General features: G+C 73.1%; 8 protein-coding genes. 4 read left to right on the top strand and 4 right to left on the bottom strand.

Translation table 11 applies throughout. The features are described from left to right. The first annotated feature begins 464 nt into the window (after positions 1-464). Positions 465-980 (top strand): hypothetical protein, encoded by a 516-nt coding sequence (locus PUR56_RS33595; RefSeq protein ID WP_329951709.1) that lies wholly within the window; start codon positions 465-467, stop codon positions 978-980. Positions 981-1062: 82 nt separating this feature from the next. Here PUR56_RS33595 and PUR56_RS33600 read toward each other — a convergent pair whose 3' ends face one another. After that, positions 1063-2466: a cytochrome P450 gene (locus PUR56_RS33600; RefSeq protein ID WP_329951710.1), complete on the bottom strand. Its 1404-nt coding sequence runs from the start codon at positions 2464-2466 to the stop codon at positions 1063-1065. A gap of 223 nt (positions 2467-2689) precedes the next feature. On the opposite strand from PUR56_RS33600, the gene PUR56_RS33605 reads away from it, so the two are divergent. Both PUR56_RS33605 and PUR56_RS33610 read left to right on the top strand, forming a co-directional pair. Then, entirely contained in the window at positions 2690-3088 is a 399-nt protein-coding gene (locus PUR56_RS33605; protein WP_329879426.1) for a peptidase inhibitor family I36 protein, read from the top strand. A gap of 136 nt (positions 3089-3224) precedes the next feature. Then, entirely contained in the window at positions 3225-4622 is a 1398-nt protein-coding gene (locus PUR56_RS33610) for a VWA domain-containing protein (RefSeq protein WP_329951711.1), read from the top strand. 186 nt (positions 4623-4808) lie between these two features. On the opposite strand, the gene PUR56_RS33615 is transcribed toward PUR56_RS33610, so the two are convergent. The 3 genes from PUR56_RS33615 to PUR56_RS33625 all read right to left on the bottom strand — a co-directional run bounded on the left by PUR56_RS33615 (position 4809) and on the right by PUR56_RS33625 (position 9533). After that, positions 4809-7379 (bottom strand): collagenase, encoded by a 2571-nt coding sequence (locus tag PUR56_RS33615; protein WP_329951712.1) that lies wholly within the window; start codon positions 7377-7379, stop codon positions 4809-4811. Positions 7380-7815: 436 nt separating this feature from the next. Next, a complete protein-coding gene (locus PUR56_RS33620; RefSeq protein ID WP_329879423.1) occupies positions 7816-8583 on the bottom strand; it encodes a DUF1062 domain-containing protein in 768 nt (255 codons plus the stop codon). A 245-nt stretch (positions 8584-8828) separates the two neighbouring features. Then, positions 8829-9533 (bottom strand): 2-phosphosulfolactate phosphatase, encoded by a 705-nt coding sequence (locus tag PUR56_RS33625; RefSeq protein WP_329879422.1) that lies wholly within the window; start codon positions 9531-9533, stop codon positions 8829-8831. A 245-nt stretch (positions 9534-9778) separates the two neighbouring features. Here PUR56_RS33625 and PUR56_RS33630 point away from each other — a divergent pair, with 245 nt between their 5' ends. Beyond that, the gene (locus tag PUR56_RS33630) at positions 9779-10324 is read left to right on the top strand and encodes a hypothetical protein (protein WP_329951713.1); all 546 of its coding nucleotides are present in this window, start codon (positions 9779-9781) and stop codon (positions 10322-10324) included. The last annotated feature ends 260 nt before the right edge of the window (positions 10325-10584 follow it).

Raw genomic sequence — 10584 nt, forward strand, 5'->3', positions numbered from 1 at the left:
CCTGCGGAGTCGGCCACCGGGCACGGGGGCACGTCTCGACGGCCGCCCGGGTCGGACGGCGCTCTCGGTCGGAGCTCCGTTCCTCGCGCTGTCGCAGCGGGCCGCTCCGCCGGTGCGAGAGGAGCGGTCGGGCACTGTCTGCGCAGTTCGAGTCACACTCACAAGTCGCGTGTACATGACTACTTCATCGAGGGCCGCCGGATCGGCCGGGGCGGCGGCCACGACCGATTCCCGCCGACGAACGGCCGGTTCCGCCCTCCTGCGAACCATCTCCGGGCCGGGCGGCACCCCCGCCCCTCGCCGTACCCGCGCAGGAGGCCGGTCTCGGCCGGGACCACCCGCCCGCTGCGCGGGTTCGGCCGCAGCGGCCATGCCCGGTGCCCGCCGTCCGGACCCGTCCCCACCGTCACCCAGGCGGGCAGCGCCCGGTCGCGCCGCCCGGCGGCGACACCCACGCTGGACGGGTGTCCTCCGCCAGCGCCTCCGCCCTCGTCGCCGCACTGCGCCGCGACGTCTCGCCCGCCGTTCCCTGCCCCGAGGCGGTCGTGCTCGCCCAGGGACTGCTGCACTCCCCCACTCCCTGGCCGGCCGGGATGCCCAGGCGCAGCATCGACGGCAGCCCGTTCCGCAATGCCTGGCGCGTCGCCCGGACGGCCACCGGGCTGACCTACACCGAGGGCTTCGCGCTGCGCGCGGCGCCGGCAGGAGTCGTGCACCATGCGTGGTGCGTGGATCCGGCCGGCCGGGCGCTCGATCCGACGTGGCCGGACGGACGGGGACTCGCCTACCTGGGCCTGCCCATGACGACGGCCTGGGTGGAGTCGGTCCGCCGCCGGACCTGTACCCGGACGGCCTTCGTGGGCATCCTCGACGAGGGCGTCCAGCGCTCCCGGGACGCGGAGCGGGTCCTCACCTTCGGCGTCCCCGGGGCCGCTCTCGTCCGGGTCGGCACGCCCGTGACCCGGCCACCGGCCGTCTGAGGCACGCCGGTCGGCCCGGCGACTCCGGCCCGTCCGGGACGGAGCGTGACCTTCCGCGCCGGGGCGCACGGGTCCGTCGCGGTCAGGCAGGTCCGGCGTCCGGGCGGCGGTCCCCCGTCCGGGCCACGGGCCGCTCGCGGTCGAGGACACGCAGGTGCAGGCGGTGCGGGCGCAGGACGGTGGTCAGCCGCACCGGGCGGTCGTCGGGCCGCCGGCCGGGCGCCGGGACCGGGCGCCAGCGGGCCAGGACGGTGGCCAGCGCGATGACCGCCTCGGCGCGGGCGTAGTCGGCGCCCAGGCACTGCCGCGGGCCGTTGGCGAAGCCGGCGAACCCCCAGCGCGGCAGGGCGGCGGCCCGCTCGGGGAGCCAGCGGTCGGGGTCGAAGCGGTCCGGATCGGCGAAGATCCGCGGATTGTGGTGGGCGACGTACGGGCTGAGCAGCACCTGCCCGCCGCGCGGCAGGGTGCGCCCGCCGAGTTCGGTCTCCCGGGTGCAGGTGCGCAGCAGGACCCAGCCGGGCGGGTAGAGCCGCAGCGCCTCGGTCAGGACCCGGTCGGTGCGCGGCAGGTGCGGCAGGTCGGTCCAGCGGGCGGGCCGGCCGCCCGGCAGCGCCGCGTCGACCTCCGTCTGCACGGCGGACAGGACTTCGGGGTGGGCCGTCAGCAGCCGCAGGGTCCAGGAGAGCTGGGAGGCGGTGGTCTCGGTTCCGGCCAGCAGGAGGGCGACGACCTGGTCGTGGACCTCGGTGTCGGAGAGCGGACGGCCGTCGTCGTCGCGGGCGGCGAGCAGTCCGGCCAGCAGGTCGGTGCGGCCGGGGCCGTGGGCCCGGTGGTCGCGTACCAGGTCGGCGACGGTCCGTTCCAGGGTACGGACCGCCGTCCGGTAGCCGGGGCCCGCGGGCAGCCGCACCACGCGCCGCAGGGCGCCGGCGAACGCGGTCTCGAAGGCGTGCTGCAGCCGGTCCGACAGTACGTCCGGGGCCTCGGTGCCGAGCAGGGTGCGGGTCACCACCCGCAGGGTGAAGCGGTAGCAGGCGGGGAAGACGTCCACCACGTCGCCGTGTCGCCAGGAGCCGGCCAGCAGCTCCGCCTCCCGGGTCATCACCTCGGCGTACGCGGCCAGCCGGTCGGGGCGGAACTCCGGTTGCAGCATGCGTCGTTGGCGCCGGTGATCGGCGTGGACGCAGGTCGCCAGCCCGTTGCCGAGGATCTCCCGGAACCGCCCGTAGACCGGCCCGCCCTTGTCGAAGGTGCGGTCGTCGGCGTACACCTGCCGGAGCAGCTCCGGGTGGCAGGGGGCCACCAGCCGGTTCGGTCCGAGTCGGACCTCCACGAGGTCCCCGTAGCGGTGCAGCCGCGCCAGGAAGCGTGCCGGATCCCGGACCAGCGCGGGCAGGTGGCCGAACACCGGGAGCGCTCCGGGCGGGCTTCCGTGGAGGTAGGGCGTGGACGCGGCACCCCGCGCCGACGAGGAGGACGAGGTCACACCCGCAGGGTAGGCGCTCCGGGGAGGGGCGGACAACAGGCGCGGATCCGCTTCACCCGGCCGACGGTCACCGCGGCCCGGACGGTGGGTTCGGAAGGGGGATGCGTGAAGGCGTTGTCACAACGGGGCGTGCTGCCCGGTCGTATGACTGACCGCCAGGGACGGAAGGTGCCCGGCGGCCCCGGGGCTCGACCGCCCCGGTTCGCCGAGTACAGGAGGACAGATGACTGGCCGTTCGACGAAGTACCTGGTCGCGCTCGCCACGGCCGCGGCGGCGCTGGCGGTGTCGGCCACCGCGACCGGGACCGCCACCGCAGCCGGGCGCACCTCCGCAGGGGGTGCGGCTGTGACGAGCGACGCGGTGGTCGTCTGCCGGAACGCCCACTTCGACGACTGCGTCGTCGGCGGTGTCTGGGTGAAGGACCCGCTCAAGAACCTCGACCAGGGCGCCCGTTTCCAGGACTCGATCTCGTCCATCACGAACGCGAGCGGACAGCGGCTCTGCTTCTGGGAGCACAACGACTTCCAGGGCAGGTACCTGAGGCTGGACAGCGGTCAGCAGATCGCCGACCTGGGAGGGAACGTGCTCAACGACGCGATCTCCTCCTGGAAGGCCTGCTGACGCCGGTCGGTCCCGGACCGCACCGGTGGCGTCGAGGGTTCCGGTGACGGTTCCGGGCCCGGTTCCCGTTCCCCGGGCGGGGAGCGGGAACCGGCCCCCGCGCGACCGCCGGGGCCGGTTTCGGCAGACTGTGACCATGGACGATCGATCACTGAGCAAGGGCGCCAACATTCCGATCGATGCCGACGTGGTGAGTGTGGAGCTCAGCTGGTCGGCCGGGGCCGGTACGCCCGACGTCGACGTGTCCGCCGTGCTGGTGGCTGCGGACGGGCGGGTGCGGGGCGACGGCGACCTCGTCTTCTACAACCAGCCCCGGCACGCGTCGGGCGCCGTGACGCACCTGGGGAAGGCCGGTGGCGCCGGGGCGGCCACGGACCGGATCGAGGTGGACCTGGCGGCGGTGGAGCCGGAGGTGGAGCGCATCGTGCTGGCCGCGTCGGTGGACGGCGGCAGCTTCGGCGCGGTGCCCGGGCTGTGCCTGCGGCTGTCCGACGCCCGCACCGGCGCCGGGCTGGCCCGCTTCGCGACGGACGCCGGGACGGAGACCGTCCTCGTCGGCGGCGAGCTGTACCGGCGCGGGCGGCAGTGGAAGTTCCGTGCCGTCGGGCAGGGCTACGCGGCGGGGCTGGCCGGGTTGGCCACCGACTTCGGCATCACCGTGGAGGAGGGACCCGCCCAGGACCGGCCCGTGGCTCCGCCGCCGCAGCCGCCGCAGCTGCCACAGCCGCAGCCGCAGCCGTCCCGGCCTGCGCCGTCGGCGCCGGAGCCGGGGAAGGGCGAGGAGCACCTCCCCCCGGGGATGCGCGAACGGCTGTCGCTGCGCAAGCAGCAGGTCGCGGTCAGCCTGGACAAGCACGGAGCCGCGGGAATCGCCGCGCGGGTCGTGCTGGTGCTGGACGCCTCGGGCTCGATGTCGTCGCTGTACGCCGACGGCGTGGTGGCCGACGTGGTGGAGCGGATCGTCCCGGTCGCGGCCCAGTTGGACGACGGCGGGGCGATGCCGGCCTGGACCTTCGCGACGCACCCGGCCCGGCTGCCCGATCTGCGGGTGGGTGACCTGCCCGAGTGGTTGCGGCTGCACGTCCGGGTCGGTGAGCTGGGGCGTCTGTTCGGCCGCCGCGGGCGTCGGTCCGGGCTGCTCGACGGTCAGGTCGACATGACGACGGTGGGCATCTCGAACGACGAACCGAAGGTCATCGCCGAAGTCCGGGACTACGTACGGGGGAACCCGGCGACGGTCCCCACCCTGGTCCTGTTCTTCTCCGACGGCGGCGTCCACCTCAACGCCGCGATCGAGCGCGAGCTGAGAGAATCGGCGCAGGAGCCGCTCTTCTGGCAGTTCGTGGGGCTGGGCCGATCCGACTACGGCGTGCTGCAGCGGTTCGACGACCTGCCCGGCCGGCGCGTCGACAACGTCGGCTTCTTCGCGGTGGACGACATCGGCACCGTCCCCGATCCCGAGCTGTACGACCGGCTGCTGTCCCAGTTCCCGCAGTGGATCACGGCCGCGCGCGGGGCCGGCATCCTGCCCTGAGGCGCGCCGCTTCGACGGGCCGAGCAGCTTGTCGGGGGCTGGACGGACGGCCGCGGAGCAGCCCGGCGGCGCTCGGCCGGGAGGTCCCGGCCGAGCGCGTGCACGGACTGCTTCGCGGCCCCTCGGCGTCCGCGGCGCCGGGGCGGCCCGGAGCACTTCGGCCGGTCAGGGGCCAGGGGCCCTGGGTCAGAACTGGGTGCTGACCGTGACGCCGCTGAAGTCGGTGACGGCGTACAGGCTGAGGTAGTGGTAGCCGGCGGTGGGGTTGGTGACGGTGAGGGACTGGGTGGTGCCGGTGCCGGTGGAGGAGACCGTGGAGGCACTCGGCGAGGCCCAGGTGCCCGGGTTGTAGTACAGGTGTGCGGTGCCGGTGCCGCCGGAGGTGGTGACCTTCAGCGTGGTGGTGCCGGCCGGCAGGTAGACGTACAGGTAGTCGGTGTTCCCGGCGGTCGCGGCGCGGCCGGTCCGCGAGCAGTTCCGGCCCATCGCGTCGGTGCGCGGCTCGGTGCAGTTCGGCAGGGCGACCGGGGCCGCGGTCACGGTGACCGAGGTCGGGGTGGTGGCGGCCCTGCCGGTGTCGTCGGTGGCGGTCAGGGCGACGGTGTAGGTGCCGGCCGCCGCGTAGGTGTGGCTCGGGTTGCGCTCGTCCGAGGAGGTGCCGTCGCCGAAGGTCCAGTGCCAGGAGGTGATCCGGCCCGGGCCGGTCTGCACGGACCGCTCGGTGACGCTGACGGTCGCGCCGTTCACCGACGAGTCGAACAGGGCGGTCGGGCCTGCGGCGTAGCAGGCACCGGCGGCGCAGGCGGTGAGCCAGGCGTCGAAGTCGGCGTCGTAGGAGGTGCCGAGGTTGTTGTAGACCGCGTAGCCGCCGGCGTAGTCGCCGACCCGGAAGCGGCCCAGCATGCTGTACACGTCGGCCGGGTGCTTCTCCAGCATGTACCGGACGGCCAGGTAGCCCCACGGGTAGACGCGGGTCGAGTCCGCGTTGCCGTAGGTGTTCTGGAAGATGGTGCTGAGCTTGTAGGTGTGCAGGGCGGCCTGGGTCATCGCGTCGGTGTCGGTGGTGGCGCGGTAGCTGTAGGAGATGTACTCGGCGAGGCCCTCGACCCACCAGATGTCCGGGACGGACGTCTGGGTGGTGAAGTTGCCCTTCATGTTGTGGATGCCGTCGAGGTAGTGGGTGTACTCGTGGTTGAGGTTCCACACCCGGGCGGGGTCACCGGTGTTCCAGGCCTTCTGGTACATCACGTTGACGGCCCGGCTGTTCGGGTCGGTCGGGTCCATGACGGTCTGGCCGCCGTTGTCGGTCGAGTTGCCGAAGATCGCCCACGAGTAGGTGGTGTAGTCCGTCTTGTTGGCGAAGATCCCGAGGGTGACGGTCTTGTTGTACTGGTTCGGGATCGGCCCGTTGTCCTTGACCACGTTGTGGAAGAACGCGTCCTGGCTGCGCAGGCTGGCGCAGACGGTGGCCAGTTCGGCGGCCGACAGGGCCTGGGCCTGGACGGTGCGGTTGTCGCAGACCAGCTGGTTCGGCAGGACCACCGAGGTGAGCTTGGCGGGCAGGTCGCAGATGCCGTAGTACGAGCACTGGTTGTTGTTGTAGACGGTGGCCTGGAAGGCCGTGTGCACGTACAGCGGCGCGTCGGCCGTCAGCAGCGGCGCGGCGTCCAGCACCCGCTTGACCAGCGGCTTGGCCACGGCCTCGACGGCGGCGCTGCTCCCGGCCATCCGGGCCAGGTCGTTGCCCGCGTTGGTGTCGAGGACGGCGTTGGGCCCGCCGATCAGGTCCTTGTGGTTGATCGCGAAGTTGGCGAGGGACGTGACGAGGCTCGGGTCGGCGCCGAGCGCGGTGACGAAGTTCGGATTGGCGTTGCCCCGCCAGAGCGGGAACCTCAGCACGGAGTTGACCGCGCCGACCATCTTCGGGAAGGCGTTGTAGGAGTTGTCGTAGTCGTCCAGCACCCGCTTGTAGACGCCCAGGTAGTCGGCCTGGATGTTGGCGCTGTCGGTGAGCGTCAGCACCTCCCTGAGCACGCCGCCGTTGACCTCGGTGACGTCGTGCCAGCGGGCGCCGGCGAAGAACGCGTCCAGGCCGGCCTTGACGGCGGTGGTGAGCGTGCCGGTGTACGGGCCGGCCGCGTCGGGGTAGTAGGACTGGATGTAGTAGCCCACCCGCAGGAAGAGCACAAGCTGCAGGACGTTGGTCGAGTTGTCGCCGGTGTAGCCTGCCGCCAGCTCCTTGAAGGCGGCCGCGACGGGCAGCATCCGGGACTGCTTGAAGATGCCCGGGTCGGTGCTGCCGCTGGTGAACAGCGTGGAGACGCAGTCCGTGGTCGAGCTCTTGAGGAACGCGACCAGATCGGCACCGGTACGACCCGCGAAGTCCGCCGGGGTGCAGCTCTGCGCGGTGGCTTCGGCCGCCGCGCCCGACCGGGCCCGAGCCCCCGGGGAGTCGGACCGGGCCGTGGCCGTCTCCGCGGCCGTGGCGGCCGGTTCGCCCATGAGGGACTCGCTGAGCAGCGCCGGGGTCAGCGGGGCGGCGGGCGTGCCGAGCTTCTCCGACCCCGTCGTCGCGCCGGCGACGGACTGGCCCGCCGGCTTCGCTGCGGCGGTGACCGCGGCTGTCGCGGTCGGGGCCGGTCCGGCGGTCACGGCAGCGGGCGCCGCGAGGGCCTGGGCCGGCAGTACGGCGGTGGCCGTGGCACAACAGGCGACGACGCCGGCTGCGAGGGTGGTGAGTCGTATGCGCAGGTGCACGCCGAGTCCTTCTTCGAGTGGGGGCAGCCTGACGTGGGGTCAGACTGAGTGAAGGAGATTGGCGTGGATCCTGTCATCGAATGAAGGTCAGAACAATGTCACAGGTCATATGACATGAAACTTTCAGCCACCTCGCCGGTCACTGCGCCCCGCCCTGCGACAGACGAGCGAGGGCGGCGACCGGGGCGGCCTGACCTGCGGGCATCGGACGGCCGTCGCGCCGCGGGCCGGGAGGTCGCCCCCGGCCCCGCAGGCCCGGCGGGCCTCGCGGAGTGGCCGGTCTGCGCCCCGGCCGGGACGCCCCAAGGCCCCGACCGCGGCCGCCGGGCCCGTCCGGGGAACGGGGCCCGGCCGGTGCCGCGCGGCGCGGGGCCTCCCGGCGGCTCGAATGCCGGCTGTGCCGACAGGCCGTCAGGAGGCCCCGCTGTCAACCCTCCTACGCTCCCGCAGCCGCCGTCCGCGACGACTGCTGCGGGGCGCCGCGGAACCCGAGCCGGCCCGGGCCGACGCCCGGATCGGTGCTCAGCCCGGCGAGTAGGCCGGTGCTCAGGTCGGCGCACAGGTCAGCACGCAGGTCGGCGCGCAGGTCGGTCGGGGTGCCGGGGAGCTTCGCGTGTTTCGCGGCGTCGACGGAGCCGGGCCCGTGGACGGTGAGCTCGAAGTCCTCGTGCGCCTTGGCGTCCGGAGCCAGCGGCAGTCGGATCCGCCCGTCCCCGACCATGCGGCGCACCTGGGTGCGGCTGAGGCCCAGACCGAGACCGAGCAGGCGCTCGACGCGGACCGGCACGGGCAGCTCGAAGCCGACCAGCACCGTGAGGGGTGTCGGGTCGTCGAGTGCGTAGAGGGGCGTACGGGTCTCCAGTTCCCAGGTGCCGGCCCAGTCGAGCCGGTACCCGTTCTTCGCGGCGAGCGACGCACTCATCGTCAGTTCCCGCACCACGGCGGGGTCGTTGGTCTCGTACGCCACCCGGCGGGCGGGCTCCAGCGACGAGACGTGGACGCGTTCGTGGACGGGCACCTTCGAGGTCCGGTCGCACCCCGCACAGCTCAGGAGGAGCCAGACGTCGAGGAGCTTGCCGTTCGCGTTGACGCGGATCCTGCCCGAGGGCCGGTGGCGCGCGCCGGAGCAGTCCGGGCAGGATCGCACGACGGCGGGCAGGGCGGACTGACGCACGGCCCACAGGGCCTTGCGGTCGGTATTCATAGGGAGGTGGTTGCTTTCAGGACTCAGCAGGAGCTCTCACAGGCCGGGCCCGGGCTCCTGGGATCTGACGGATGCACACGAGGGCGCGAGCCATCGCCTCGGGGCCCAGCCGTCAGGCCCCGAGGTCGACCGCGCGACAGGTCGGCGTTGCTACGTGGCAGCTATCAGAAGTCCATGCGGGCGATCGTGATCGAGACCACGGCCCGCGGGCAACTCATTTTCCGCTCGGGATCGCGCTCCGGCGCTCAGACCAGGGCGTCGCCGGTCGACGGAGGCACGGCGTGCGAACGCAGGACCATGAGCGGGCCTTCCGAGGTCGCCACCATGGCGAAGGGGAACCGGTCCAGCTCAAGGCAGAGTTCGACGTCGTCGGGGTGGACGCCTTGACGCACGCCCTCGGTCAGTTCGGCGGCGGCGCGTGACGCGGCACCGCGGCGAAGGAACTCGGCAGCGTCCGTCGGCCCGGCCTCCACGGCCCTGCGGGCGATGTACTGAGCACACGCCAGGTCCTCGTCGGCCTGCCCGTCCTCGCCCGTGACCACGAACGTGACGCTGTCGCTCCCGCGCGCCCGCAGGAGCCGGGCCGTCGCCTCCGCCACCACGAAGCCGGCGCACAGCACCAGCGACGCGTCCTTGACCGCGAGGGCGCCGACCGTCCCCGCCGTGGTCTTCTGCACCACGGTTCGCCCGCCGAGGTCGATGGACCGCAGCATTCCCGGCGAGTTGACGGTGTCGAACCCGGGTGCCAACGGGCCGTCCTTGAGCGCCACCCAGTCCGGGTGGCGGGCCTTGAGCGCCAGGGCTTCGTCCAGCGACCCGGCAAGAACGATCTTCTCCGCCCCCTGGGCGAAGGCCCAGGCAGCCACGGTGAACGCACGCATGACGTCCACCACGACCGCCACGGAGGGAACTTCGGCCAGTTCGGCGATACTGAGGAATCGAGTGTCCATTCCACTCATGATCGCGCATACCCGTCCGCGGACACCCGGCGAGTGACGCGCCTCACGTCGACGACATGGGGCCGACCCGGCCGGGACGGCGAGTTCCTGGACCAGACACTGGCCGGCCAGCGGGTCGGGGGTCGAGTGGGGCCGGAGCCGGAGCCGGGGCCGCGACCGGCGCCGTCCTGTCCGTGGGCACCCGGCCGCCCGCGGACAGCCGGGGCGCCGAGGCCGACCCGTGGCCGACCCCCCTCGTGCAGCTGCTGCGGCACCGCTGGCAGATCCCCGTCGAGCCGGTCCGCGGCGCCGCGCTCGGCGCGCTCGCGGAGTACGCGCAGGGCGAGGCGGCGGGCGCGCACACCCTGTTGAACGCCACCTGGACGGACCGGGTCGAGCTGGGGATCGTCATCGGCGGTGCGGTCCGCCGAGGGCGCTCGGGCCGGGCCGGGAGCCTCGGTTCGGCCGCCGACCCGGGCGGGTGCCGCGACCCGCGCCGCCCCGGCGGTGATTCCGTACCGGCATTCCGCGCCGAAGTCGGGGCCCGTGAGCGCGCCGCGCCACGCGCCGATTCCTCCACAGCGGTCGTCGAGGGCGTTCGCACCGCCCCGGGGTCGGTCGATCCGAACCCAACTCCGCGCACGATCAGTGGAACTGATGGTCCGTCGATTCCGGACTCCGGCCGGCCCGGCAGTCACTCCACTCGATGGTCACAAGGTGATTTCGACCGTCGAATCCACTTGACGCCAACGATGGACACGGCTGTCATATGTGGCATCCCGTTGGAAAATGTTTGTTCATGAGGGATTAGCCGCCTCGCCTCGATCAGTCCGAGCGAGTACCACTCCCCCACGACCGGCCATGACCACCAGGGCCGCTGTCATCTCCCGCCCCGCACCACGCGCCGTTTCCGGCGTCCGCTCGAAGGAGCTCCCCATGTTCCGTTCCACCAGCCGTACCGTCGCCGCGGCGGGTCTGCTGCTCGCTCTCGGTCTGACCACCGCGTGTTCGACCGGTCAGGAGGCCGCGTCCGGCAGCGGCGAGGTCGCCAAGGTCGACGGGA

This window comes from Streptomyces sp. BE303 (assembly GCF_036290945.1).
Lineage (GTDB): Bacteria > Actinomycetota > Actinomycetes > Streptomycetales > Streptomycetaceae > Kitasatospora.